Origin of the sequence: Arthrobacter sunyaminii (genome assembly GCF_018866305.1) — a bacterium.
Classification (GTDB): domain Bacteria; phylum Actinomycetota; class Actinomycetes; order Actinomycetales; family Micrococcaceae; genus Arthrobacter_B; species Arthrobacter_B sunyaminii.
On the sequence record NZ_CP076456.1, the window covers coordinates 2,457,037 to 2,480,990 of the forward strand.

26 protein-coding genes are annotated in these 23,954 nt (G+C 60.8%); 8 read left to right on the forward strand and 18 right to left on the reverse strand.

Annotated elements, in window-relative coordinates:
• Nucleotides 1-184: 184 nt before the first annotated feature.
• Together KG104_RS10955 and KG104_RS10960 are read right to left on the reverse strand one after the other, a co-directional pair.
• Complete coding sequence (locus KG104_RS10955) at nucleotides 185-1,096, reverse strand: alpha/beta fold hydrolase (RefSeq protein WP_207347026.1); 912 nt, start codon at nucleotides 1,094-1,096, stop codon at nucleotides 185-187.
• 113 nt (nucleotides 1,097-1,209) lie between these two features.
• A complete protein-coding gene (locus KG104_RS10960; RefSeq protein WP_237686935.1) occupies nucleotides 1,210-1,755 on the reverse strand; it encodes a glycosyl-4,4'-diaponeurosporenoate acyltransferase CrtO family protein in 546 nt (181 codons plus the stop codon).
• Nucleotides 1,756-1,914: 159 nt separating this feature from the next.
• Here KG104_RS10960 and KG104_RS10965 point away from each other — a divergent pair, with 159 nt between their 5' ends.
• The 3 genes from KG104_RS10965 to KG104_RS10975 all read left to right on the forward strand — a co-directional run bounded on the left by KG104_RS10965 (nucleotide 1,915) and on the right by KG104_RS10975 (nucleotide 3,951).
• Nucleotides 1,915-2,109 carry a hypothetical protein gene (locus KG104_RS10965; protein ID WP_207347028.1) on the forward strand — a complete coding sequence of 65 codons (195 nt, stop codon included), beginning with the start codon at nucleotides 1,915-1,917 and terminating at the stop codon, nucleotides 2,107-2,109.
• Nucleotides 2,110-2,254: 145 nt separating this feature from the next.
• Nucleotides 2,255-2,611 (forward strand): MmcQ/YjbR family DNA-binding protein, encoded by a 357-nt coding sequence (locus tag KG104_RS10970; RefSeq protein WP_104053988.1) that lies wholly within the window; start codon nucleotides 2,255-2,257, stop codon nucleotides 2,609-2,611.
• On the forward strand, nucleotides 2,608-3,951 hold the full coding sequence (locus KG104_RS10975; RefSeq protein ID WP_237688584.1) for a replication-associated recombination protein A: 1,344 nt from the start codon (nucleotides 2,608-2,610) through the stop codon (nucleotides 3,949-3,951). Before KG104_RS10970 ends, KG104_RS10975 begins: the two co-directional genes overlap by 4 nt.
• Nucleotides 3,952-4,082: 131 nt before the next feature.
• Here KG104_RS10975 and KG104_RS10980 read toward each other — a convergent pair whose 3' ends face one another.
• The 4 genes from KG104_RS10980 to KG104_RS10995 form a co-directional block, all read right to left on the reverse strand.
• Nucleotides 4,083-4,595 (reverse strand): hypothetical protein, encoded by a 513-nt coding sequence (locus KG104_RS10980; RefSeq protein ID WP_207347029.1) that lies wholly within the window; start codon nucleotides 4,593-4,595, stop codon nucleotides 4,083-4,085.
• 94 nt (nucleotides 4,596-4,689) lie between these two features.
• On the reverse strand, nucleotides 4,690-7,239 hold the full coding sequence (locus KG104_RS10985; RefSeq protein WP_216202310.1) for a hypothetical protein: 2,550 nt from the start codon (nucleotides 7,237-7,239) through the stop codon (nucleotides 4,690-4,692).
• A 298-nt stretch (nucleotides 7,240-7,537) separates the two neighbouring features.
• The gene (locus KG104_RS10990; RefSeq protein WP_207347031.1) at nucleotides 7,538-8,311 is read right to left on the reverse strand and encodes an SAM-dependent methyltransferase; all 774 of its coding nucleotides are present in this window, start codon (nucleotides 8,309-8,311) and stop codon (nucleotides 7,538-7,540) included.
• Between the two features lie 122 nt (nucleotides 8,312-8,433).
• A complete protein-coding gene (locus tag KG104_RS10995; RefSeq protein ID WP_207347032.1) occupies nucleotides 8,434-8,664 on the reverse strand; it encodes a hypothetical protein in 231 nt (76 codons plus the stop codon).
• A 177-nt stretch (nucleotides 8,665-8,841) separates the two neighbouring features.
• Here KG104_RS10995 and KG104_RS11000 point away from each other — a divergent pair, with 177 nt between their 5' ends.
• Nucleotides 8,842-9,405: a GNAT family N-acetyltransferase gene (locus KG104_RS11000; protein WP_207347033.1), complete on the forward strand. Its 564-nt coding sequence runs from the start codon at nucleotides 8,842-8,844 to the stop codon at nucleotides 9,403-9,405.
• Nucleotides 9,406-9,414: 9 nt separating this feature from the next.
• On the opposite strand, the gene KG104_RS11005 is transcribed toward KG104_RS11000, so the two are convergent.
• Nucleotides 9,415-9,945: an NUDIX hydrolase gene (locus tag KG104_RS11005; RefSeq protein WP_207347034.1), complete on the reverse strand. Its 531-nt coding sequence runs from the start codon at nucleotides 9,943-9,945 to the stop codon at nucleotides 9,415-9,417.
• A gap of 657 nt (nucleotides 9,946-10,602) precedes the next feature.
• Here KG104_RS11005 and KG104_RS11010 point away from each other — a divergent pair.
• Complete coding sequence (locus KG104_RS11010; protein ID WP_207347035.1) at nucleotides 10,603-11,064, forward strand: hypothetical protein; 462 nt, start codon at nucleotides 10,603-10,605, stop codon at nucleotides 11,062-11,064.
• 17 nt (nucleotides 11,065-11,081) lie between these two features.
• On the opposite strand, the gene KG104_RS11015 is transcribed toward KG104_RS11010, so the two are convergent.
• Nucleotides 11,082-11,645 carry a chloramphenicol phosphotransferase CPT family protein gene (locus KG104_RS11015; protein WP_237686888.1) on the reverse strand — a complete coding sequence of 188 codons (564 nt, stop codon included), beginning with the start codon at nucleotides 11,643-11,645 and terminating at the stop codon, nucleotides 11,082-11,084.
• A gap of 858 nt (nucleotides 11,646-12,503) precedes the next feature.
• Between KG104_RS11015 and KG104_RS11020 the strand changes: the two genes are divergently transcribed.
• Nucleotides 12,504-12,752, forward strand: coding sequence for a hypothetical protein (locus tag KG104_RS11020; RefSeq protein ID WP_104096790.1), 249 nt, complete (start codon nucleotides 12,504-12,506; stop codon nucleotides 12,750-12,752).
• A 62-nt stretch (nucleotides 12,753-12,814) separates the two neighbouring features.
• Here the strand turns inward: KG104_RS11020 and KG104_RS11025 are convergent, their stop codons facing one another.
• The gene (locus KG104_RS11025) at nucleotides 12,815-13,348 is read right to left on the reverse strand and encodes a GNAT family N-acetyltransferase (RefSeq protein ID WP_104161248.1); all 534 of its coding nucleotides are present in this window, start codon (nucleotides 13,346-13,348) and stop codon (nucleotides 12,815-12,817) included.
• Nucleotides 13,349-13,790: 442 nt separating this feature from the next.
• Between KG104_RS11025 and KG104_RS11030 the strand changes: the two genes are divergently transcribed.
• Nucleotides 13,791-14,021 carry a hypothetical protein gene (locus tag KG104_RS11030; protein ID WP_146067230.1) on the forward strand — a complete coding sequence of 77 codons (231 nt, stop codon included), beginning with the start codon at nucleotides 13,791-13,793 and terminating at the stop codon, nucleotides 14,019-14,021.
• 387 nt (nucleotides 14,022-14,408) lie between these two features.
• Here the strand turns inward: KG104_RS11030 and KG104_RS11035 are convergent, their stop codons facing one another.
• The 9 genes from KG104_RS11035 to KG104_RS11075 all read right to left on the reverse strand — a co-directional run bounded on the left by KG104_RS11035 (nucleotide 14,409) and on the right by KG104_RS11075 (nucleotide 22,105).
• Complete coding sequence (locus KG104_RS11035; protein ID WP_207347036.1) at nucleotides 14,409-15,053, reverse strand: MBL fold metallo-hydrolase; 645 nt, start codon at nucleotides 15,051-15,053, stop codon at nucleotides 14,409-14,411.
• Between the two features lie 177 nt (nucleotides 15,054-15,230).
• Nucleotides 15,231-16,460 carry an ABC transporter permease gene (locus KG104_RS11040; protein WP_207347037.1) on the reverse strand — a complete coding sequence of 410 codons (1,230 nt, stop codon included), beginning with the start codon at nucleotides 16,458-16,460 and terminating at the stop codon, nucleotides 15,231-15,233.
• Nucleotides 16,457-17,158, reverse strand: coding sequence for an ABC transporter ATP-binding protein (locus KG104_RS11045; RefSeq protein ID WP_104053975.1), 702 nt, complete (start codon nucleotides 17,156-17,158; stop codon nucleotides 16,457-16,459). Before KG104_RS11045 ends, KG104_RS11040 begins: the two co-directional genes overlap by 4 nt.
• Entirely contained in the window at nucleotides 17,148-18,422 is a 1,275-nt protein-coding gene (locus tag KG104_RS11050; RefSeq protein WP_207347038.1) for a peptidoglycan-binding domain-containing protein, read from the reverse strand. The genes KG104_RS11045 and KG104_RS11050 overlap by 11 nt, the downstream gene beginning before the upstream one ends.
• Entirely contained in the window at nucleotides 18,412-19,329 is a 918-nt protein-coding gene (locus tag KG104_RS11055) for a hypothetical protein (RefSeq protein WP_146067232.1), read from the reverse strand. The genes KG104_RS11050 and KG104_RS11055 overlap by 11 nt, the downstream gene beginning before the upstream one ends.
• Nucleotides 19,330-19,498: 169 nt before the next feature.
• On the reverse strand, nucleotides 19,499-20,527 hold the full coding sequence (locus KG104_RS11060) for a hypothetical protein (protein ID WP_104161252.1): 1,029 nt from the start codon (nucleotides 20,525-20,527) through the stop codon (nucleotides 19,499-19,501).
• On the reverse strand, nucleotides 20,524-20,862 hold the full coding sequence (locus KG104_RS11065) for a PadR family transcriptional regulator (protein ID WP_104053971.1): 339 nt from the start codon (nucleotides 20,860-20,862) through the stop codon (nucleotides 20,524-20,526). The genes KG104_RS11060 and KG104_RS11065 overlap by 4 nt, the downstream gene beginning before the upstream one ends.
• Nucleotides 20,863-20,989: 127 nt before the next feature.
• A complete protein-coding gene (locus tag KG104_RS11070; protein WP_207347039.1) occupies nucleotides 20,990-21,409 on the reverse strand; it encodes an NUDIX domain-containing protein in 420 nt (139 codons plus the stop codon).
• Nucleotides 21,410-21,583: 174 nt separating this feature from the next.
• Nucleotides 21,584-22,105, reverse strand: a complete 522-nt coding sequence (locus KG104_RS11075; protein WP_216202313.1) for a GNAT family N-acetyltransferase — start codon at nucleotides 22,103-22,105, stop codon at nucleotides 21,584-21,586.
• Between the two features lie 436 nt (nucleotides 22,106-22,541).
• Here KG104_RS11075 and KG104_RS11080 point away from each other — a divergent pair, with 436 nt between their 5' ends.
• Entirely contained in the window at nucleotides 22,542-23,837 is a 1,296-nt protein-coding gene (locus tag KG104_RS11080; RefSeq protein ID WP_207347041.1) for a GNAT family N-acetyltransferase, read from the forward strand.
• Nucleotides 23,838-23,954: the final 117 nt, after the last annotated feature.

A 23,954-nucleotide genomic window follows, 5' to 3' on the forward strand; every position in this document is an offset into this window, starting at 1 on the left:
TCCGCGTCGGGAGAGAGCAACGATTGGAGATCTGTTGCGTCGATGCTTGTGAGGGCAACAGCGAAGCGGCGGGTGATCTCGTGGCGAGGTGCGTTGCCGCAGTTGGGTTCGCTGTGTACTCGGATTGTCATGGGACGAATCTTGGTTTTCCGGGTGGGCGGGTGTCAACCAGCTGCCCACCCCTTCAAAGGCCCTGTTCGCCGGCCTGTTCCAGGAGCCACGTCTCGACATCTGGCCATGCAACCTGCAACTCACCGTTGAGGCCCTCGTGGTCGTACCCTGGATACTGCTTCCACGGGACACCCCGCCGACTCAAACCGTCGGCCAACTCTTCATGAGGCAGGACCATCCCAACAGCATCATGATCCTGGTCGCCCCAGAAGCAATAGAGCGGACTGGGAGCACTATCAACCAGGGAATTCGGGGCTAGGCTGGCGAGCTCACGGTAGAAAATGGCACCCGCCACAGGATCGAACCTGTGATCAATCTGCGCCCAGAGGGACTCGTCCTGCTCCATTTCCGCCATCTGCACATCAACGTCGCGGGAAGTGATCCCGTAGTCTCCAAGCAGGGGGAAACCACCCGCGGCAACGGCCACTACAGACCCATGCTCGGCTAACCGCTGTGCCAGCCAAGGGCCGAATGCACCAGTGAACGAATAACCGAAAAACAGGAAGCGTGGAAACCCCAGGTTTAGAGCCACTTGGCGCAAGTCGCTGGCCCAGCGGTCAGGATTGTATGGTCCACGAGTTCGCGTGCTGGCTCCGAAATCGCGGGGCGAGGCAATGATGACGGTGAATCGACGCGCCATCAGTTCCACCAACTCGGGAAACCACGTGTAGTTACATTCCGGTGCAAGCAAGGCAGGACCGGAACCCGTGACCCTGAACGCTATCTTTGCCCCGTCAATATCCATGAAATCCATGTGAGTGACTGTAGACAACCAGGAGGCAGAAATCTTCGGGGCACGCATGTTGAGCTTGGCATCGCGATTGATCAAGGCAGAAGAATAATCCTGCATTCCCCGGCCGGAGTCATAGATGACCCCGGGACCACCAGCACGTTCCACCACCTCCCTGAATTGGAGAAGTGCCACGGAACTCTGGACGACCTCATAACAATGATCCTCGGCCGAGAAGTGACCGTAGCCGCTGATTAACCCAATTCATCCGACGTAAATCCACTGTGCATGCGGCCCGGATTAATCCTTCAGCGTCCGCTTTCCTTGATGTTGGTTCGATGGCTGGTGATTCTGAAGCGGGTGATGCGCTGGATCATGACGGGATACAAGTGCAGGATCACCCCGATCAACAGAATCTGTGCAGCACCTCGAGGGTGTGATGCCGCCACGGCCATGATGGCCAGTACTGCGGTAGCGGAGAAGCCGAGAAGGTGACCGGTTTCGGACTGCTCGGTCCCTCGAAGGAAGCGGGCTTTTCCTGACGCTCCTTGCTCTGTCCGACGCATCTGCATAATGATCCTGTTCCAGCCGACGACGCCGAGCAAGCGCCGGAATGCCTCCGTTCCCAGCAGGGTGTAAATCCGTGGCTCGAATGGTTTGACCCGGTAGCGCTGGCGTGCAACGTCCACCAGTACCGGACCAATCAGGAGCGCCATGAAGAGAAAGGCGCCCTGGACAACAAACGCGTAGACGAGGTGATCGGGTCCGATGGCGAACCAGCCGGCGACTGCAAGTCCGAGACCCGCCACCAGACCCATCGTGGACGAGCCCAGTTGTCCATGAGGCAGTGCCATCACGTCACCCGGATTCCGTGTGTGGCACCGGCTAGCGGCTGCAGTAGAACGGAAGCTGTCATGGCCCCGAGTCTAGCCAGAGCGGAGACTTTCTCCTGGTTGTCCCCCGATCGCCGGAGAATGGCAAGACCAGAAGAATGCTGCGGTTAGGCTGTGCATATGACTGCTTGGAGCCGCCGCCTGTTCGGTGCCTCGATCGTTTTCGGTGTGGGCGCGGTGCTGCTGGCTGAACAGCTGCCGGAATGGTGGGGGCCGGCGTCGCTCCTTTGCATGGTCCTGGCTGCAGCTGGGTTCCTAACCTGCTCCGTTCTTGAGTACCGCCGCGGCCGCTCGGCAGCAGGCAGTTTGGGGTAGCGGCTTCACTCCAGGGTGCGGCGCCATCACTGGGTCCCTGCTCGACGACCGGGCGTGCGTACACTCGTTACGTATCAGCTTCAATCCGCCTCTGGACGCATCCGTTCAGGCCTGACAAGGAGGTCTTCAACGTGCGGGACAAGCGATGACGCTCTCCGGAGCGCGGCTGCAGCAGATTGCCCGCGACACAGCGGCATCGCTTAACGATGTGAGCCGCGGGCGTCCGTTCACCCCGCATCTGGACGTGTGGAAAGTGCGCGGCAAAGTCTTTCTCATCGTCACCGAGGACGACCCTGATCTGCAGATCATCACTGTGAAGATCGACCCGCCTTACGGTGACGCACTCCGCCGCGACCACGCGACGATCGTCCCCGGGCATTACCTCGACAAGCAGCACTGGATCTCTATTGGCCCCGGGGCCGGGATCACGCCGGAGCTGATCGAGGACCTCATCTACACCTCCTACGACCTCGCAGGTGGCCTGAAACCGGAGCGCTCGTGAACGACACACCATCCCTGTTCGAGGCCGACGACGCCTCCCGGCCTCTGGCCGACCGGCTCCGCCCCCGCACCCTGCGCGACGTCGTCGGGCAGGACCACCTGCTCGCACCTGATGCTCCGATCGGCCGGATGGTGGATGCGCACCGGCTCGTGTCCATGGTGTTGTGGGGTCCGCCGGGGTGCGGGAAGACCACGATCGCCAGGCTCCTCGCCGAGCAGACGGATCTGGCGTTCGAACCGCTCTCCGCCACCTTCTCCGGCGTCGCTGACCTCCGAAAGGTGTTCTCGGCGGCGCAGCGCCGGCGTGAGGTCGGCCAGGGCACGATGCTGTTCGTCGATGAGATTCACCGGTTCAACCGTGCCCAGCAGGACTCGTTCCTGCCTTATGTCGAAGACGGCACCATCGTCCTCGTCGGTGCGACGACGGAAAACCCGAGCTTTGAGCTCAACGGGGCGCTCCTTTCCCGAACCCAGGTCTTCGTGTTGAAACGCCTCGACGACGCCGCGCTGGAGACCCTCATCGCCCGGGCAGAGGATCTCCTCGGCGCGCCCCTGCCGCTGACAGATGATGCCCGGCAGGCGCTGGTTGCGATGGCGGACGGTGACGGCCGCTATCTGCTGAACATGATCGAACAGATCCATGACCTTCCTGCACCCGTGGACACGGCGGCGCTTGCTGCGGCGGTGCAGAAACGGGCACCGCTATATGACAAGGCGCAGGAAGGTCATTACAACCTGATCTCCGCCCTGCACAAGGCCATGCGGGGTTCGGACCCGGACGCAGCACTGTACTGGGTGGCGCGGATGCTCGACGGCGGTGAGGACCCCCTGTTCATTGCCCGCCGCATCACCCGGTTCGCGAACGAAGATGTGGGCATGGCTGACCCGCAGGCCGTGCAACAGGCCCTCGCAGCCTGGGACGTGTATGAACGCCTCGGCTCGCCCGAAGGCGAACTCGCCATCGCGCAGGCCGTCGTCTACCTCGCCACCGCACCGAAGTCCATCGGCGTGTACCGCGGGTTCCGCAAGGCGCGTGCTGCGGCGAAACGAACCGGGTCATTGACGCCGCCGGCGCACATCCTGAATGCCCCGACCCGGCTGATGAAAGACCTCGGCTACGGCGACGGCTACCAGTACGACCCCGACACCGAGACCGGATTCTCCGGTGCGAACTATTTCCCCGACGGCATGCCAAGGGAAACCTTCTACCAACCCACCGCGCGCGGGTACGAGCGGGCCATTGCCGAACGGCTGGCCCACTGGGCGAAGCTCCGAGCAGCGGCACCCGGATCCTCTGAAGCAGATCCACCCGGGACCGCGTCGAACGGGCCAGTCACCTGACTACCTATGGCCATGACCCCAGCCTGGATTCTTGATCGACTCAGGAAGTCGTCATCCGAGTCCTCAGTTGATCGCTGAACTAAGCCCTGTGCGGTTCAGCCTCGCCCGGTCAGGGACACCATCCGGCGGGTCTACTGGCGGGCGCCCCCGGAATCCTTAGAATCCGCCACCTGGTCCAGGACCAGGGAGCTCGCGGCAGTGACGACCGCCATCACCAGGCGCGGCCGTGCCACCCCGCGCCGGACCAACCACGTTTCGATTCGCTTGTCCAGCACCAGGCTCAATGCCAGGAACCCGCTCACGGCGACGCCCACCGTCGCCGCCAGTGAGGTCAAGGTCCACGCCGGAACCCGCGCCGCGCCTACATCTGCGCGCACATAGGAAGGGACAGGTGCGGTGCTGCCGGCGTCGTCGTCGTTGGAGCCGGCAACGGCCGGGGTGACGAGGTCGACTTTCCCGGCGGCAGCCAGCTTCCGCCCTTTCTTGACGCCCCTCCGCAGGGCAGTGGCTGCGATGATGCCAAGGGCGGCGCCGGGGGCGAGGACGTAGGCGCGGCGCATCCCCGGGGAGAAGTCAGCCGGGCTTTTCAGGGTGAGCGCACCCGAGAAAGCGGCAAGTGCGAGCGACAGCGGTAGATTCTTCATGGCCTACACGCTACAGGCCGCCCGCAAACCTTGGTTTCGGGCCGGGATATCAACTGTGCTCGTCCGGACGCAGAGGATCGGGCTTAGTTCCGTTCTAGGCCTCGCGTTCGGCGTCGAGCAGGGCTTGGGCGCGCCAGGCAACATCGGTATCGCGCACCGAGAGCACCGAGACCAGGTATTCGAACCTGCGGATCTGATCCGTGTAATCCGGGCCGAGGCGCTGGGCCAACGGGCGGGACGCGAGTTCCTCGGCCATCCGCCAAGCCACGGCCAACGCACTTTCGAAAAGCCGTTGGTCACTATCGGCCGCCAGCGGTGCCGAACCGCGATCGAACATTAACACCGCGTTGAGCCGCGAATCGTCCAGCCCCATGGTCAATGCCTCCAGATCCTTACGGACGGTGCGCAACCTGGCAGCGTCCTTGCCGAAGCGGCCCAGACGCATGGACATGCTGCCGCCGTAGCGCAGCACCTGGTAACCGATGAACAGGACAATCCCCATGATCGGGAACAGGAGCAGCAACAGGGGGTCCGAGTCACGAATCTGCCACGTGTAGCCGTTCCACTGTTGGGCTTTGGAGATCTGCTCCAGAGATTCGGACACCGCTTCCTCGGGCTTACTAATGAAGAATTCGCTGGTATCCCAGTTGAATCGGCCCATCCGGCGGGCATCTGCGTAATAGACCTCCGAAGTCAACCACGCTGGCACCGTCGTGTACCCGTTATCGAAGAAATATACGGGCAGCACCGCTTGCCCGGGGAGCAGTTCTCCGGTGCTCTCGTCAACCAAGTGGGGGTATTGGGCCTTGAGCTTCCACATGGTTTCCAGCAGATGGTTGGCGTCGACGCGCGAGCTCGCCATGGGATCATCCGGGTCGTACTTCCGGGCATTCACCGCATAATCCATACTGAGCAGCAGGTCGTCCTCCGCGTCTCCGGCAACCACCATCACTTCCAGGTCTTCCATGAAATTGTCTTCTACGTCGCGGCGGATCTTTTCCACATCAAACCCGCCGGCGTCCGGCTCAAAGCGCAACGCCTCCAAAGGCCTGGATCCGGTCGGCAAGGTTCCGGAAGCATCATCGATACTGAACATGGCCGTCAAACTCAGGAGGAGCGCAACGAACCCCGCAACGAGCCCGGCCAGCACCTTGACACCCAGGCCGATGCCCTTGCGGAGCTTGGGATTCGCCGGGAGCCTGCGCCGTGTCTGTGCCTCTTCCTGAGCATCATCGAATTCAGGTAGCCTGCCGAAAACTTCGCGGGCCATGGCGTTTGCTGCATCCAGCGCATCCAGGGAACGGCGGGACCCCTGGGGGGCCAGGCCGAGGCTCGTGCGCAACACGCTCAGGTCTTCGGTGGGCCGCGGGACCACGACGGGACGCGCCGGCATGCGGCGCAGCCTGCGCCGGGGCAGCATATGGCGCAACATTCGGGAGAGGGTCTGCGCTTGGCGTTTGAGTCCGCGCTCCGCCCGTTCCCAGGTATGCACAGCCGGCTCGGTGCCGCCCGCCGTGCCGGCACCGGCCTCAAGCAGTGAATCCAGCGCAGATTCGAGGCTGGTGATCATTTGGGGCTCGACGGCGCCGGCCGGGGCGGCGCGCAGGCGCGTCAACAGTTCCCTGGCGGCGAATGCCAGCGGTGCGCCCAGCCGCTGAAAAGTAGTTTCACCACTGCCGAAATCTCCAATGACGGTGCCGGCCTCCATCACAGCGTCGGCTGCTGCCACCAAGTCCGAGACCTGGGTTTCGAACTTTTCCACCTTTTTGGCGGTCCGCGCTGTCATGCCGCTGCTGCGCCCGCGCACAGCCGCAACAACTTCTTTCTCGGTGCGGGCCAAGTCTAAAGACGCATCGCGCACCTTGGTCCACGCTTCGGTGAACCCCGGCGGGCGTTGTTCCGGATCGACGGCACGGTAGGTGACTTCCAGAGCTTCAAGATCCAGGACCACCCCGGCTAGACGACGTTGAGCGGCGGTAAGCCGACGGAAGCGGGCTTCCCACAGGGAGCGGCGCTTCAGAGCCTTTGACATGGCGAACGCCGTCAGCAGCAGACCCAGAACGGTACCCAGGAGCCATGGCCAGAATGATTGGTCAGACCGGTCGGAGAGTTCCAGGGAGGCTTCCTGCGCCGCGGCCACCACGGCCAGCGGCCCGTGGCCCAGCCCTACGTTGGTCTGGTAGGCATCGTGGATGTCCTGGCCTGCGACAAGGTTTTGGTCCGGGTCATCGAAGACCGGACGGATTCCCACCTTGCCGACGGCCTGTATCTGCCTGACCGTGTCGTAGGGGGCACGTTCCTTGTTGGGTTCCGGGAGCCGGGTGCTCAGCAGGATATCGGTGCCCGGTTCAAGGTTCCCCTGCTGTTCCTCAAGGCTCAATGTCCGGTCGGTGACCACGAGGGTGAGCGGCCGCCAGGAAGCAACCGGTTCATCAAGCGCCGCTTCGACCGTTTCCTGAGAGATATTCCAGGGTTGCTGGCCTTCAACAATGATCTTGACCTCGGAGGCCGGTTGCAGCGTGGTCACCACGAGTCCGGTGATTCCAATAAGGAGGGAGGTAATTCCGAGAAAAACAGGGATCCAAGGCAAGCCGAAGTCCGGCCTGTTACGGGGTCGGACCAGCTGATTGCTTTTGCGGCTCATTGACTCAATCCGGGTACTTGGGAGCGAACCTGCCAATCCTAACGACAATTCTGTATTTGCCCGGACCGGGATTACCATGCCAGCTCTTTTTGGAAATCTCAGTACCGGTGCCACATCTTCTTTTCAATGCTCGACCGCTCCGGTGAGGGGAAGCTGCAGAAACACAATTGTGTTCAGTGCCGGTTTTGAAGGGCAGCTGAAGAATTGCATTTCAACGGATTGAATGCCCGGGTGCCGCTCGGAAGCTACGATGCTACAACTGCCGTCGGGAACTATCTGAGGCGGACGACCCGGACTCCTACCCCCTTAGGCAGAAATACGCCATCCCGAGTACGCCTCGGTAGCCCTCTTCATATGCAGCGCGTTGTTCCTCATATTGCCGCCGGACCTGCCCAGCGGCGGGATGGTGGGCATCATGTGCTTCCAGCCAACGGGTGAACCTGTCGCGATATCCGGCCTCGAAGACGTCCCACTCCTGAACGCTGGCATGGTCGGCATCCACCACCTCGAAACCAGCGCCGCTGATCTGCTCGCATAACGCATCAGATGTCAGGTACTCGTCATCACGTCCAGCCAGAGGGGCCGTAGCAGCCGGATGAGGTGGGGCTGACCAGATCGCCTCGCCGTAGACGAGTCGGCCGCCGGGGAGCACCAGAGCTCGAAGGGCGCGCAGGGCTGCGGCGTAGTCGAGCGGCTGCGCGTCCTCTACCGGCGGCCCCCAGATCTGGCTCGCGCCGACGCAGATGACAGCGTCTGCGGGGCGATCCTGAGCTTCTACCCCGGGCATCAAATCAAACGTCACCCTGTTGAGCAGCCCACGAGTCAATGCCTGTTGCCTCGCCCGTTCGATGGATGCCGAAGCACTGTCCACTCCTCGTCCCCGTGCCTGCGGGGCGGACGTCAAAACCCGAAGCAGCAGTTCACCCCATCCGCACCCCATGTCCAGAACCTCAGCCGGCGCCGGGTCGGACAAGAACGCTACAAGGTGTGCGGCACGTTCCTCGGAAAGCGGGGTGAGCCAGGTCAGGGACTCATACAGGGGCGGCAGTTGGAGCGTAGTGTCGTCGATCACTCAGTGATGTTCTCACGATTCATAGAAGCGACCGCTTGGGATATCCGATTGTCCGGCATGGATCCCTTACCGGACGCGTCACCGGCTCGTCCCGGCACTCCCCCACTTTCTGTGGCCCGCCTTCACGCTCGCCGATCTTCGCTCCACCATACGCAGAGAAGCCCCACCGCCAGGCCCCAAAGGACTACCGCCACGATGATGGTGGACAGCGACGGCCCAAGGCTGCATTCACCCGCCACGGCAACAAAGTCCGTACAGGTTCCCGACTGCCAGAACATCGCCACACCGCCTGCAATCGACGCCGCAATGGCAGCAAGTAGCCAGTTGAAACGACGTTTCTCCCGCTTGATCACGCTTTCCTCCCGACGAGGCCTGCCGCTCTGACCTTGCTGTCCGCACATTACGTTGTGTCCGCCGCAGGGTCCACGCAGCCGACCTTGCATGCTTCCGCGATCACTCGAAAGTAGTCGTTCTAGATAAACACCGAGGGATCGGCTAACGGGCCAACTTTCCTCTGGAAGACTCTGAGGATGACTGAACTGCTTCAAATGTCGTGGCTGACGACTCCGGCGATGGTCGGGCCCAGCATCCGGAATCAGCTTCTAAAATGCTGGCGGGACGTGTCCAACACCGGGGGTGCGGTGGGCTTTCCCTTCCCGCCAGTTGCGGATGAGCAAGTCTTACAGTCGATTGACGCTCTGGTTCGGTCGTTGGACGTGGCAGCAAACCGCATCCTGATCGCTACGCTGGATGGCGAGCTGGCGGGTTGGCTGCTCCTGGCTGGCAATTCGAGTGAACTCACCGCCCATTGGGCACGGGTTCTTCGGGTCCAGACAGCCCTGGATTTCCGAAACTGCGGCGTCGGGCGCGCGCTCATGACGGAGGTGGCTCGGTCAGCGGCCGAGGATCTCGCTTTGGAACACCTGCGCCTCGAAGTGCGGGCGGGTATGGGCCTTGAGGGCTTCTACCAGTCGTGCGGGTGGCGCGAAATCGGACGGTGGCCAGAAGCGCTTCGGTTACCCGGAGGAGATAGAGACGAAGTGCTTATGGCGCTGGCCTTGAAGCGCAACGCTGGACCTGCCGGTGCCTGGTAGGGGGTCCCCTCACCAGGACCTTGGAACGCTCAGCGCGCGCTTGATCGAAGGCCAAAGCGTGTCCAGCCTGGCAATCCACGGATCTGCCATTAGGCCGGCAGCCAGCCGTCGTTCGACCACCTCCGGTATCACCCACTCGGCGGCTGTGACTTCGCTACGCTGCAGAGCCAGTCGTGCATTCGACCTTACACGCGCGACGTAAAAGTCGAGGAGAGCTGATGTCTCGGCGAACCGGCCAATTGGTGTCAGCGCGGATGGCTCCACATTTAGACCCGATTCCTCCCGCAGTTCCCGGCTCGCTGCATCCGCACTCGATTCACCAGCCAGAGCACTCCCGCCCGGGAACTCCCAACTAAATGGAAACTCCTTATTAGCTGCACGCTGGGTTAGCAGAACTGCCCCATCCTCACGCTGCACACCGACCGCGACAACCAGATGAAAGGACCCGGACGGCAACGCCTCAGCACCCCTGCGAAACATCTCTCCGGTTCGCGTTCCCCCGGAGTCCAAGATGTCCCACCACTCGTCGTCGCCGCTCATCGCGTCATTGTGCCATTCTCGGCTAACCCTCACCAAGTGACTGCGCTCCAGGGAACCGGTCACGGAGAAGAATGTGGACATGAATAGTGAAATCCGTAAAGCCGCCCTGCTACGTGGACGACGAGCACCTCCTAGTATTCACTCACGAGGGCGTTCCGATATCCGGGGTTCGAGTGCAGGCTGGCTCAATCAGGACCAGTGAATCTCCTGAAGAAGCCGCAATCCGCGAGCTCTTTTGAAGAGACCGGCCGACACGGCTACCTAGTACGCGGTGTCGGTATTCAGCACTGCGACTTGAGGCCGGCCCGAACGAGATAGCCATGCGGCACGACGTCCAACTGATTATGCCGCCGCGGATGTGGCGGAGCGATGGCCAGCAGGAAAACAAACTCATCACATGGCGAGGAGAGCATCAGTTGGATCTGCTGATGGATACAGCTCACAAATGCACAGGTTCTAGCAGCTGGATTCGGGGGCTCACTTGGCGTCATGCTCTCGCAAGAAACGGTTTACCAGCCGGTCTCTGATTGCAGCGACTATGGCCCGCTGCCCGCCTCCCGTCTGGAAGGATACTGAACATGAACCCAACAGAATCCCCTGCAGGCACACATCCCGAGAGCGAACTCCGCGCTTCGGAACACCAACCGGGAAAATGAATTGAACAATTCACCGTCAGCCGGGCACGCGGGTCGGCATCATCCAACGGGCAAGCCTCCGGTGCTGGGACGGGGGAAGGTCTGGTTTCTCCGGACGGTGATCCTCGGTGTCGTTTTTCTGGGCCTGCTGCTCGTTGCTGGTCCCCTCACGATCGCCGCCTGGGACAGCAGTGACAGTCATCGGGCATTGATTGCATGCACCGTCACCGAGGCGGATGGAAGATATGAACATGGAAGTTCAAAGACGCCGTCATTTTGGGGAGTGAACATCAAAACCTCAGACTGTAGCCAGCTGCTGTTGATCAGAGGCGTTGATGAGTCCAACAACGAAGCCTTGGAATCAGAGCTGACACCGGGTTCACGGTTTAATTTCGAAATCGGAGAGGGCGCCCAAAGCCTGCGCTGGCTCACGGTTCGCATTGGCATGACCACTGAAGTCTTCTCTTTCGAGGAAATAGACTGACCTCAGTCTCTGCGGGCCTATTCAAGGCCCGCTGATAGCGCGAGCCAGCCTGCGACGTCGCGCGCGCAGTCTTCAGTCGAGCGATTTGTGGTGCTGACCTCAAAGTCGTAGATCACTCCGTTGTGCACGCTCAGAGCCTGTGCCCGTCCCATTCCTTCCGCCCGATCGGGCCGTTGTGCTTCTCGGGACGCGGCAACCTCAGGAGCACAGCGCACTCCCACCCACACCATGCTCACGCCGGCAAACGTCGACTGTATACGCTCCTGTCCGGTTCCGCCGGAGAGCATTACCTCATCAAGAATCAAGTGCGCCCCCGCCCTGGCCATACTGCTCAGCCCCGTGTACCAACTGAGCTCCAGAGCACGGTGCGCAGCACTAAAGGTGATCGTGCCGTCCTGTACGTAAGTAATTCCCGCCCGTGGACTATCACCACGGTTGGGAAGTGCCTCAATAAACGTGTCAACACCGAATGTCAGCCACAGGCCTGGAAGCATTTCCTGAAGAGCTCGACTGATTGACGACTTTCCAGAGCTCGAGCCTCCGTTCAGCACGATTACCTGCGGATTCAGTTCGGAGTACATTCCTTGAGCGTAACCGAGAATAAGAGGCACGGTTTTTATCCGTAAGCGGATCCGTCGAGGGAACTCCGTCTCGGGACTTACTGCGGGTCCACCCTTGTTACATCATCAGACTTGCCGGGCGGAGGTGGTGGATTGCGGACCATGTTCGCACCAAGATTCGCCATGTAACTGACAAAAATAGCTCCAGGAATGCCAAGAACCAGTAGTGAGTACTCGGTTGGTACGAGGAAGCGCAGCACGAAAAATACAGCGAGGCAGATTCCGAATAAGAGAAGGATCCTGGTCGGCGCTTTCCAGTTCTTCATACGCGGAGTTCCGTTCGTAAAGTAACTAGCTTTTGCTTTCAGTGTGCCTGCCTACCGTCGGCAAGCCCAAGCTGGCGTACCCGGGATGATGGGATCGGCCATGCGCATTGAGGGTCCCCCACCGCCACATCGTGTTCGGTTGGACAGCCAAAGACGGAGCTGCACTGACCTCATCGATGGCGCAACAAAGTACTAGCGGGGACGTGTGTTTGGACTCTCGTCAGGTTTATCTCGAATTATTCGAATCCAGGGCTCGCCCGCCTTCCGCTCTGTTCTTCTGTTCCGGTTGCTCCAAAGTACGAACGCAATTATCAGAAGAACTAAGACAAGCGGAATCAAGATGGCGAGGAAATCAACTGCATCATTATTCATGTCGGCGCCTTCGCAGGACAACGCAAGCATTCATACCTGAGATCGTACTCCGCCCGCTGAGGATTCCTGGTAAAGGATCCTTCATCGCTCGATGCTGAAAGCAATTGAGTCTGCGTTTACTAAGACTAAGCTCGAGATCGAAAGCCTCAACTGTGAGGCTTCACCATAAGTTGGAGATGACATGAATGAACGAGCCCATCCGACGGTACGTCGTGGCACTATTTGGTGGACGCTGCAAGCCATGGCTTACAGCGGGCTCACTGTCGCCTTGGTGTTTCTCGCCTTCTGGAAACCCTCGAATCAAGCAACTGTCGTAGCCGTTGTAGCAATTATTCTCGGGCCCCTTCTGGCCTTTATGGCGATCCGACAGATCAGAAGCCTTCGCTATGAGTATCGCTACTCCAACGACGATGCGGAGCAAGTTGAGTAAGCAACGCTTTCCCTAGAGCGATACGACTGCTGACACCCGTCGTCGTCCCAGTCAGGCAGCGTTCAGCGGGCAGTCGGGATGGGTTCCGTTTCTGGCCGTGGGTCGGTCTGGAGTCGGGCGTGGGTCTCGACGTCGAATCGCTCAGTTCCGTACTGCAGCTTCTGTCGCTCAAGTCCTTCGATGATGAACCCGGCCCGGGTAGCTACTGTGCAAGATGCCCGATTATTGACGCGATGTCCTAGCTCAAGACGGAAGAGACCGTCCTCAAAGGCTTTGTCTGCGACGGTCGCAAGTGCGCGGGAGGCATACCCGTTTCCTCGAGCTGCGGAGGCAAGCCAGTAGAACACCCAGGCAGTCCTATGGCATCGGTCGATCGCTGAGAGGCCGACGTTGCCTACCGCAACGCCGTCAACGCTGATCGCCCAATTGCAGAATGATTCACTGAAGGGAAGCTGCTCACTGATGTGATGACGCGCGAGTTCGAGCGTGGAGAGGTTTGCACCCCCGAACTGCACGTGGAGATCTGTATCTTCCTGGTACACGGTGCAAAGGGTGGGAGCATCTCCGAGTATCCAGGGCCGTAATTCAATAGTCACTTTATAAATACCAATACGTCTGATATTTTGCCGCGAAATAGAAAAGTAAAAAAATCCTTAATCGGGTTGGCCTTCCTGCCGATCCTCCCCTAGGTTGGAATAATTCCGAAATAAACGGAAGGTTCTACTAGTAGGAATTCAGATGGAGTTGATGTGCCGAAACGGCCGGTCGGGAAAAAGTTAGTCGCAGAAGCGGACAGTACCTCACTGTTGATGGGCTTGCGCCAACATCGACGAGGCTGACGATGCACCAACTCCCGCTATCGCTCAGTCAGCAGCAGACTCTGAATCCAACCCTTCTGAGTCAAACATTCTTATTACTGACCCCGTTGAATATTACGAGGAATACCCCGACAGAACACCGGCCGTCGTTCGGGCCTCTGAACTTGTCGGTCAGTATTCAGGAATAGGTACACAAGATTTCGCTGAGTTAGCTACATCCGTGTACAGCAACATAACCATATTTGTGACGTGCGCAAATGACGCACCTTACGAAGTTCGAGCAGGAACAGAAACCGATGCTGAGCAGTACTCGTACGGTAGCGATACCTGCGGCCCGGGCTTTTTCAATCATGGAACCATTCCGTTCAACAACGGCCCAATCGTGAGCTTACGCGTTGAAGTCCCTGAAGATACCGAATACACCCTCACTGTTTACGGCGAGCTTGCCTAGACTCCACGCCACTTCCAGGCCATACGAGGGCTCTGAAATGTCGCAAGTATTCCGTACAGTCCTCACCTCGTCGCTAGCTGCCGGCGCACTGCTCATCGCACCCGGGGCGCCGGCTTTGGCCGCCCCCACCAAGCCGTGAGATGCCGCCAACGCTTCGCGTCAGACCACCGCCAGCGTGGATGCAGGTGTCGTCTTCGCAAAGGTGGGAGGATCAGTCGCTGCGACGGTTGGTGCTTCCACCTCAGTTTCTACCGCCCCGGGTGGGTCGTGGACAGTTCCAGCCGGGAGCAGCGGGGTTGGCTGGAGATTGGTAGCTCTGCCTTCCCCGGTTGGGCTCATGGGACCACGACCACGAGCGATGTCTCGGTCGGGAGTTCTAATTCGAGGTCAGAGATGAACGGTTTCGCCGACGAGGAGGCGTCTGATATCAAGTCCGGCACGTCGGGCTTCGATATCGAGGACGGAGTCCAATACTTGCAGCCCCCAATGGTTGAGCAACCCGTCATGAATTGCATACACATGATCCCGTTGCCGTGTACGGATGTACTCGACCAGGGCAGGAACTGTCAGCCAGGGAGCTTGCCCGGGAGCCAGAAGGACGGGTGCGGGAACATCCGTCAGCGCGTCACCGGGGTGCAGAACTGTGTCATTGATGAGGAACCCGATGTTGTTCACAGGGCTAGCGTCAGGGTGGCTGTAAGCATGCAATGATCCAACGGCTGCTATCTCAAAGTCACCAATGGAGACCGTTTGGCCGTCCTCCATCACTTCCACATGCTCTCGAACGCGCTTGGATGCCTCTAGCTTCTGGGCAACGCCTGCACATGTAACAATCCGCAAATCTGGCCTGGCCGCTACAGCGGCTTCAAGGATGCCTTGATCGAGGTGGTCGAAATGCTCATGAGTAATTAGTACTGCCTCGGCGCCATGGCAGGCTTCGGGCTCCGGGGTCAAAGCACCAGGATCGATCACGATCGTAGTTGCGCCCTCTGTGAGCTGAACACAAGCATGACCGTACTTCGTTAGATCCATACCAGAACCCCTTCCAGTTGCGGTGTCTTCGAGTAATTCACCCATTCGCTCTGACAATAGATCACCCCTGGGCCTGGGCTCCCTGCACCCTGCACCCTGGTGGATCCTTCACCGCGATACCTCCCGCAGGGAGGAGTGCAGTGCCGACCAACGTCCCAGGTCTTGGACGTTCCGGCGTTACCGGTTCAGAGCCTGGGCGGGCGGAATGCGTGTTGCAGTGAGAGCAGGCCAGAACCCTGCCAAGGCCCCCGCTAAAGCCCCGGCTGCTACGGCAGCCACAGCCAGTCGCAGATCCAGGATCGGCTGCCACCGGTTGGACAAACTCACAGCAACGGTGACGAGGATGCCGACCCCAGCCCCGGCAGCCCCGCCCAGCAGGCCAAGAGCGGTTGTCTCACCAAGGAGTTGAGCGAATATGTCCCTGCGCCGTGCGCCGAGTGCCTGCCGGAGCCCAATCTCCCCAGTCCGCTGGGCAATGCCAGCCATTGCCGCATTTCCAATGGACACCGCTCCGACCACCAAAGCAATGACGCTCACCAGCAGGCTCAGCTGGGTGACCCCGCCCTCAACCTCCTGGCGCAGGGTTTTTGGATCCGGCGGTGCTACAACCGCCAATGTTTCCGGTGCATTTGGCTGTAGAGCCAAAGCAATCTGCGCCCCCACCTGGGCGGCCGCTCCCGGAAGGGTCGCGACCACTGCCTGAGGCAGCTGCGCTCCCTCAACCGCGAGTTCAGGGGCCAAAGACAGAGGGACCAGAGCTGCCGCCAAAGCGTCGGGGCCGCGAGCCACGTCATCATAAATCCCCGTCACGGTGTACGCTCGTCCGCCCACGTATACAGCAACGCCGGTGCGGGCTACCCGAAGCCTCTCGGCTGTGCCGGCCGCCAGCATAATGACGTGGTCACCGCGCTGCTGATGGCCTGCATCGAAACTGCGTCCCAGGACGACGCGCGGATCCATGGCCGCCAGTGCGCCGTCATCCAGGGCGATAAGCGGAACGGGCTCAGCAGTGTCGAAAGTGTTGGGTCCCCGGGCAATGGTGTGTCCGTCAATGCCAAGGCGCACACCGGCCGCGGTAACGCCGCTGAGCATTCTGGCATGGTCCAGCCGTTGTGGTTCGGCCCATTCCGGCAGGAAGGAGTCAGTCTCGACGCCAGCGCGCTGGCCGTTGCCGGCTTCCACCGTCACGGTGGTGGCTCGGCGGAGGTCAAAAGTGGCCGACACCTGCTGGTTGATAGTTCCGGAGATGCCCAGCGTCGCGACGAACGCCGCCGCGCTGAGCAGGGTTCCCACTGCGGTGAGCATGGACCGCCAAGGCGTTCGTGCAATGGACCGCCAGGCTTCAGTGAGCAGGTCGGCGGTGCGAAGCCGGGTTGCCGGCAAGGCCTTGTTTCTGGATCCGGTCATTGGTCCAGCTCGCTGACAACACCGTCATGCACGTCCAGCCTCCGTGGGGCCTGCCTAGCCAGAAAATCGTCATGGGTGACCGTCAGGATGGTCAGACCGGAGGCGTTAAGTTCCTCAAGCAGATCGCAGATCACCCCGGTGTTACGACTGTCCAGGTTGCCGGTCGGTTCGTCACAAAACAGCACGCTGGGCTGCTTGGCGACGGCACGGGCGATGGCCACCCGTTGGCGTTCCCCGCCGGAGAGTTCCCGGGGATCTGCATGCATGCGCCGGTCAAGTCCGAAGCGGTGCAGTGCCTGCGCCGCGAGGTCCCGCCGCTCGGCCCGGCTGTGCCCGGTGAAGAACATGCCCAGCTCCACATTCTCCAAGGCGCTACGGCCGTCGAGCAGATGGAAGGATTGGAAGACGAAACCGAACTTGTGCCCGCGCAGGGAAAGAATGTCGGGGTTGGCCGCCGTCGTGGTTTCGATCCCTTCCACCCGGTAGGAACCGGTACTGGGGGAATCCAGCAACCCCAGCAGATTCAGCAACGTGGACTTTCCCGAGCCGGACGGTCCCACGAGGGCCAGATAGTCGCCGCGGTAGACAGTGAAGCTGGCGGCACGGAGGGCGGTGACCGCGGCGGGGCCGTTCCCAAAGGTCTTTGAGGCGTCCCGGACTTCCAGCACCGGTTGCTCAGCAACCAGGTCACTGCTCATGGGTCATACCCACCACGACGATGCTGCCCACAGGCAGGGATTCAGCGTTTTCGGCAGCAATTGCGACCCAGCCCCCGATATCGCGGCCGGGAGTCACTGTCACATCCAGGGAATCCGTACCGGCCTGCGGGTCTGCAGCGACGGTGACAAATGAGGTTCCGTCGCTGCGGGCATAAAGAGCGGTCACTGGTACTGCCACGACCGGTTCTGGATCCCCTGCCAGGGTCACGCGGATCAGCAGGGTGCTTCCCTCGGGAGTTGGGGCCGGGGCGGTGCCGCTGAAGCTGAAGACCACCTTGATCCCGTTGCCAACGCCTGGCACTTCCATCGGTTCAGTGCCGACCGAGGAAACTTCAAGGGGATGCTCGGTGTCGTCCCGTGAGTCTGTCAACACTGCCTCGTCGCCGGCGGCATAGGTCGCCGCAGTTCCGGCGTCCAAGACGGCGACGGCGATGTTCGCGCCGGCGTTCAGGCGCAACAGCGGCTGTGCGGGTTCGGCGAGATATGACCCGACGCCGGGCAGTACCTGTGTCACGGTGTGCAGTCCGGACGGAATCAGGACAACGCTGGCAGCCGGAAGGGAAGCCCCTCCAGAGGATGGCGCCGAGGTCTCCGGATCCGCGACGACATCCGGCACTACGGTGCCCGATATCTTCGCTCCGGACCCGGACGCCGCGAGGGCGTTGTCGGTTCCGGCAACGGGCGCGGTGTAGCCGCGGTCGGTATAGAACATGCTCAGACCGCTCTGGGTGAGGGGATCCAGAACCCCGCTCAACGAGGTGGCGTAACCGAGATCGGCCAAGGTGTTCTGCAGCTGAACGACGTCCGGACCCCGGCTGCCGCCGGTAATGTTCCGGTAGGGAGCGAAATTCCAGTCCATGGCAAACACCGGTTCGCCGTTGGCCTCCAACACCGTTGTCCCCGGGCTGATGCTGCTGCCGGCGGTAACCGGGACAGCTGTGATTACCGGAGAAGTTGCCGCCAGCGCGGCGGAGGGCACGACAGGGGTGCTGTCGCCGGAGCTGATGATGCCTCGCAGCACCGTCTCCTCGGTCAGTACCCGCTGTTCCACTGACGCAGTGACCGGCCGTGCCGGCGGGGGCAGGGCATCGGCGGCCGCCTGTTCGGCCGTTTTGAGCTGTGGTGCGACCAGGAAGGTTCCGCCTGCCGCTCCCAGGATCAGTGTGGCCACACACAACGCGAGGGCTACGGTGCCTCGACGGTACTTTCGGTGGGGCCGGGCCGTTCCGGGTTCAGCGGCCACTGAGATCAGCTGCCTTCCGCGCCAACTCCTGGATTTTCGGATTGAGCTCGCCCAACTCAGCTTCGTGTTCGGCAACAATTTCTGTCTTTGCTTCGCTCAGCAGAGTCTCGAATTCCTCGCGGGCACCTGTCTGCCGGGAGCACTCGTAGTACTTCACGGCCAGATCCGACTCAGCCGGTGTCGGAACGTAGGCCACCTCGACGTCGCCCGGAATGATCTCCACGCCCCGGGTCTGTTTGGGGCCGCTTCGTTCCGGGGACACCACCGGCTGTCCAAGTTCGATGTCCGGCCGAATACCGAAGAGCTGGTCCTGCGCGACGGTTACCGGTTCGCCGGCATCGACGAGGCACTGGGCCACGGTGTTCTGCAACCGGACCAAGTCTTCCGAAAGGGCCGTGCCAAGTGCCCCGAATGCGTTGCCGAGCTGCCTGTACTCCAGATGGATTTGATGGGCATCCGGGCCGAGCGCATCCCACGCGGTGGCATCGCACGCCTCACTGATGGCGCCTAAGGAACTGTCATGACCGATGACCTTGGCGGGAGCCGGGCCGGCCGATTCCTCCCGCAGCCCCCGGGTCATGGCGTCCTGTTCGCTGGCGAAAAAGGCATTGTCCGTGGTGATCTGATCTGCGTCCTGACGGGCGCGCTCCGTCGGGCTTTTCGGAACGAATGCTTCGAACTCCCTGTACCCGTTGTCCACAAGGCAATGAAAACGCAGGACATCCTGCCCAAATTCGATGGTGTCCACCTCCTCCGCGAGGTAAATGTCATAGGCATCAGCACCAGCTTCGGCAGGGCCCACAGCCGTTTCCGCCGCGCAGCCGCCGAGCGCTGCCGCTGCAGTGAACAACGCAGCCGCGTAGAGTCCGCGGTGCCGTCGGTTGCCGGCACCGGGAACAGTTGCCATGGACCGTCCGGCATCTCGGATCACGGCTTGCAAAGATGTGGGGAGCATAGAGTTCCGGTGCATGAGGGTCCTTTGTGAGACTGGTTTTTGGGTGTCGTTCAGTGCCGGAGATGCCTGTCAGGCATGGCCGTGAAGTACTACAGGAGAAAAGAGAGCTGCTGCTGCAGGATTAGGCTGGGCGGAGCGTCTTCTTCTTGAAGGGTCGCAGGATCAAAGCGGTAATCGCTCCCGCGCTCAAAGCGGAGATAAGCAGCGGCGTGTTCCACTGCCAGAGGCCGCTCTGGCCAGGGGGCAGCACCGGAGCATACCCAGCCAAGGGTCCGCTCCACAGGAACGCTATCGCTGGAGCGAACATGACAACCACTATGGTGGTCCACGGCAGCTGTCTGGTGGTGCTCAGCAGCAGCACGACTACGACCAGCATTGATGCGGCGGCGGCCAGTGTCAGAGTGTGGGCATCCACCGGAGCGACGCTCAACGGGTTGTAGAAGAAGAGGGCTTGCTCTCCGGAGAGTCGAAAAACGGCCAAAGCTGTCCCTGCGGAGGTGAAACACACCGCGGCGGCAGCAAGCAGTACCCGGCCTGGGCGTGTGGCCGGCGGAGTACCGACCAACGCGACAATGGCCAGAAAGCTAAGGGTCAGCATCGTATGCAGCGGCGGCGCCAGAGTACCTGTCAGTTGACCTGCCAGACTGACCAGTGGAGCGCCAGCAGCCGCGCTTAAGAACAAGGACCGGCGCAGCGCTGTCCGCTGCAGCAAAGTGCATAAAAATGCCGCTATGAGTAGCAGATAAATCAGGGAAGCGCCGGTGGTGAACGGGCCGAGGGAAAGAGCCTGTTCCGTGAATCCCTGCCCGGTGGGCCGCCAGCGCAGCGTACCGGGACGAACCCAGGGGCCCCACTCTCCCAGCAGCATCATGGTGACAGCGAGATAGAAGGTCAGAACGGTGGCGGTGAAGGCCAGAACGCTCCGGCGCGTTCGGCTGACCCGGCCGAGCAGGTGCATGGCGCGGGCTATTAGACCGCTGCCAACAATATTCAGCAGCTCGGAGGCGGTCGGAGCGCTTCGATGTTCGCTCCGAGCCACGTCAAGCAGCACCCCGATGAACTCGTCGCCCTGTTCCTCCCGCCAACGCCGGGGATAAGCGGACAGGGCCCGCTGATAGGTGGTCTCCAATTCGGAAGCGGAAGTGTTCATGCGCCGGCAACTGCCGCGCGGAGCCTGAGCTTTGACATGGCCTGTCGTGCGTTGGCTGCCAGCCGGTCTGCTTCGCGTCCTAATGTCGTGGCCCCTTCGTCCGTGATCCGGTAGTAACGGCGGGCACGCCCGTCAACAATCTCCTCTCCGGAGACTTCCACCAGGGCTTCATCGCGTAACCGGTCCAGAACACCGTAGAGCGTTCCGGGCTGAAGTTTTACCCTGCCGCCGGAGAGCTCCTTAGTTTCGGCGATGAGCGCGTAACCGTGCTTGGGGCCATCGGCCAGCGCTGAGAGGACCAGGAAGGTGGGCTCGCGCATTTCGTGCTTACTCATGGAAGGAACGATACTCAGACAATCTATATATTCGTCACAAAGAGATATAACGGTTCGATTACTCCTCTTGGGCACTGCCACCTTCTGGCCGTGCAGATATGGAAGACCGTCGTCATTTGGGTATCCGTCACCGGACGATACGCAGTGCCTGCCTCGCAAGCGGCCAGAGCGCGTCGAGGCGGGCGGACCAGGGGTCAGCCATGAGGCCCGCACACAGCCGGCGGCCGACTTCCTCAAGCGACACCCACTCGGCGGCCATGACTTCGCTCTGCTGCAATCTCAATTCGGTGTTCGCCGGCGCGTGGGCAGTATAGAAATCAAGAAGAGCTGCTGCTTCAGCAAATCGATCAATCGGCGTCAGCGCGGACGGCGGAATCTCTACCCCCGTCTCCTCCCCCAGTTCTCGAATCCCCGCCTGACGACTTGTCTCACCGCTGAGAGCGCTTCCACCGGGGAACTCCCATCCGAAGGGAGATTCCTTAGTTGCTGCACGTTGGGTAAGGAGGACAGCTCCATCCTCACGCTGGATACAAACTGCGACGATCAAATGAAAAAACCCGGACGGCCAGTTCGCTGCGCCCCTGCGATAGGTTCTACCCGTCGGAGACCCTTCGGCATCCACGACGTCCCACCACTCATCCCGGACACCAATAGGCTCACGGAGACTGGTCGGCCACAAACCGCTGCAAAAACCAGGCCACAAACCGCTGCAGCTCACAGATCAGTGTTGAGGTGCAGGGCGAATCGTGAATGAACCCATAATTTCGCTTCCATCGACGGGGGTTGTGATGTTGAAGGAGAGGCTACGTAACACTCTCTGGGCTGCTGTATTACGCGCGGTGGTCTTTGCTTGCACTTCATGTGCTCCCAATAAGCGAGCTTTGCGCAGCACTTCGGCGATTGCCATCCTCCCGATGCCTTGACCGCGCGTCTTGCGGATGAGCCAAATTCCTGTTTCCAGCGCCCCTTCTACACCCGTTTTTTTCAGACGGACTGAACCAACGATGTTCTGGTTGACGACTACAGCCCATGTGGCCTCGCCGGCAGCTCCAGTCAATCCGTCACGACAGCGTTGGTGGTAGGCCCGCAGCCAATCCACTCGTGCCACAGTCCACGACGGGCCAGGTGTCAGCGGAGGCGTCACTTCATCAGCCGTTGCATCAGTAACTGCCGCGCGGACCAACTGTCGGAGCACGACGTCGTCGACAGGAACCAAGCTAACTGAGGCTGTCTCGTCATTCACCACAGCAGTTATCGTACCTGCGTGTATTGACCCAACAACCAGCATCGATGCTGCGCCGTTACACGGTCCCTCAGCGAACACCGAGCGCATCGACGCCGGGTTGCACTGCCTCGTCCGAAGAGAGAAGTTAGGGGCAAAGCTGCTGCTCCAAAGTGCCGCCTGCTGCGCTCCGACGTCGATACTCCAGAACGGAGCACGTTAGGAAAGCAGAAACAGCAAGGACCATGGCGAGGATCGACACCGGCCCGCACTACTCCGGCAGCTTCTCAGCGAGCATCATCGTGCCCACCCCGAACACAATCGAGACCCAAAACAGTGGCGGCTCCATGCAGTCATGTCCGCAGCCTAACCGCTGTAGGGATCCTCGAGCGGGACGCTTACTCAGCGTTGAACGAGGTTACCGTCGGCGTGGGAGACAGTCTGGTTAGCTGACTAAATGCAGATCAACGTTCGCCCTCCCTCTCGTGCCGAAATGTCCAACTACTACAAAGCACTTCCAAGCGGGAATGGGCTTCCTAGCTGGGAAGCAGCGCCAGCGGCATGGCACGGTGGCAGCGAACCCTGGCCTCAGCCTCGTCAGCCCGCCACTGCTGAACAATTGGAAGCGTGGGCCGACAGTAGCGAGAAGAACCAGAACTTTCATCCGGTAGCTGCGTTTGCTGACGGGCGACTGGTCGGCGCCTCCGCGATGCTCTCGTTTGAGGTCACGGTACCTGGTTCACTTCAGCTACCCATGGCAGGAGTAACTGGTACAGGAGTCCTCGCTACACACCGCAGGCGGGGCCTGCTTCGAAAGATGATGCAGACCATGTTCGACGCTGCAATCGAACGGGGCGAACCAATCTCGATGCTCAGCGCCAGTGAAGGCAGCATCTATGGAAGATTCGGATTCTCCCCCGCGACGTACCGCACCCGGTGGGAGATTGAACGCTCACAAGCAGAACTTTTCCCTTTAGAGGACACCATCGGTTCACTCGAACTCATCGGCGCATCAGAAGCGCGCGCGATATGGCCCGTGCTACATGAGCGTGTACGTCACTCTCGGGTGGGCGAGCTATCAGCTCAGCCAGGCAGATGGAACGGACTCTCTGACACGGCATCCGGAACCGATAGCCCTCTTCGCTATCTCGTGCACCGGGATAGCACCGGAACGGTGGACGGTATTGCCAACTTCAAGTTGCCTTGGTCCCGCACGGTTGATGATGTTGGCACGCTAGTCGTTGAAGCCCTCGAAGCCACCAATCCCAGTGCTTATAGGGCGCTGTGGCATCTCCTTCTTGACTTCGACCTGACACGCAAAGTCGTTGCGCATTCACGTCCGCGCGATGAACCCCTTCGCCAGATGTTGAGAAACCCTCGTGCAATGCGTATCACTCGACAGTCAGACAACCTTTGGATGCGCATACTGGACGTTCCCGCCGCATTAGCAGCCCGCACTTATTCCACGCCCGATACCATAGCTTTTTCCGTCCAAACCGACGAGATGGTTCCTAATAATGTCGGCACTTGGCGTCTAGAAGCTGACGTTACCGGTGCCTTCTGCGTGCGTACCAACGATGCACCGGATCTCACGCTCGACATTCAAGCCCTCGGTGCCCTCTACTTAGGTGGAATGTCGGCTCAGCTGCTCGCCGCTGCGGGGCGGATTCGCTCCGATCAAACCTCGTCCATTGAGAAACTTTCCCGGATGTTCAGAACTGACCCAGAACCTCACAACTCATTCGGGTTTTGAGCTGATCTAGTTCAACCGGCCTTCTGATGTCTCAGCTAAGCTCCGGTACAGCGTGGCGCGTCAGACGTTGAACGTCTGCGCAATCTGCTTGTTCGTGTGAGTGCTGGCCTCGATCAT

Excerpts from the sequence above, each read along its gene's own strand:
- KG104_RS10960 (WP_237686935.1), bottom strand. The coding sequence starts at position 1,755 with ATGGCACTGCCTCATGGACAACTGGGCTCGTCCACGATGGGTCTGGTG.
- KG104_RS10965 (WP_207347028.1), top strand. The coding sequence starts at position 1,915 with ATGACTGCTTGGAGCCGCCGCCTGTTCGGTGCCTCGATCGTTTTCGGT.
- KG104_RS10970 (WP_104053988.1), top strand. The coding sequence starts at position 2,255 with ATGACGCTCTCCGGAGCGCGGCTGCAGCAGATTGCCCGCGACACAGCG.
- KG104_RS10980 (WP_207347029.1), bottom strand. The coding sequence starts at position 4,595 with ATGAAGAATCTACCGCTGTCGCTCGCACTTGCCGCTTTCTCGGGTGCG.
- KG104_RS10985 (WP_216202310.1), bottom strand. The coding sequence starts at position 7,239 with ATGAGCCGCAAAAGCAATCAGCTGGTCCGACCCCGTAACAGGCCGGAC.
- KG104_RS11000 (WP_207347033.1), top strand. The coding sequence starts at position 8,842 with ATGACTGAACTGCTTCAAATGTCGTGGCTGACGACTCCGGCGATGGTC.
- KG104_RS11005 (WP_207347034.1), bottom strand. The coding sequence starts at position 9,945 with ATGAGCGGCGACGACGAGTGGTGGGACATCTTGGACTCCGGGGGAACG.
- KG104_RS11015 (WP_237686888.1), bottom strand. The coding sequence starts at position 11,645 with ATGTACTCCGAACTGAATCCGCAGGTAATCGTGCTGAACGGAGGCTCG.
- KG104_RS11020 (WP_104096790.1), top strand. The coding sequence starts at position 12,504 with ATGAATGAACGAGCCCATCCGACGGTACGTCGTGGCACTATTTGGTGG.
- KG104_RS11035 (WP_207347036.1), bottom strand. The coding sequence starts at position 15,053 with ATGGATCTAACGAAGTACGGTCATGCTTGTGTTCAGCTCACAGAGGGC.
- KG104_RS11040 (WP_207347037.1), bottom strand. The coding sequence starts at position 16,460 with ATGACCGGATCCAGAAACAAGGCCTTGCCGGCAACCCGGCTTCGCACC.
- KG104_RS11045 (WP_104053975.1), bottom strand. The coding sequence starts at position 17,158 with ATGAGCAGTGACCTGGTTGCTGAGCAACCGGTGCTGGAAGTCCGGGAC.
- KG104_RS11055 (WP_146067232.1), bottom strand. The coding sequence starts at position 19,329 with ATGGCAACTGTTCCCGGTGCCGGCAACCGACGGCACCGCGGACTCTAC.
- KG104_RS11060 (WP_104161252.1), bottom strand. The coding sequence starts at position 20,527 with ATGAACACTTCCGCTTCCGAATTGGAGACCACCTATCAGCGGGCCCTG.
- KG104_RS11065 (WP_104053971.1), bottom strand. The coding sequence starts at position 20,862 with ATGAGTAAGCACGAAATGCGCGAGCCCACCTTCCTGGTCCTCTCAGCG.
- KG104_RS11080 (WP_207347041.1), top strand. The coding sequence starts at position 22,542 with ATGCAGATCAACGTTCGCCCTCCCTCTCGTGCCGAAATGTCCAACTAC.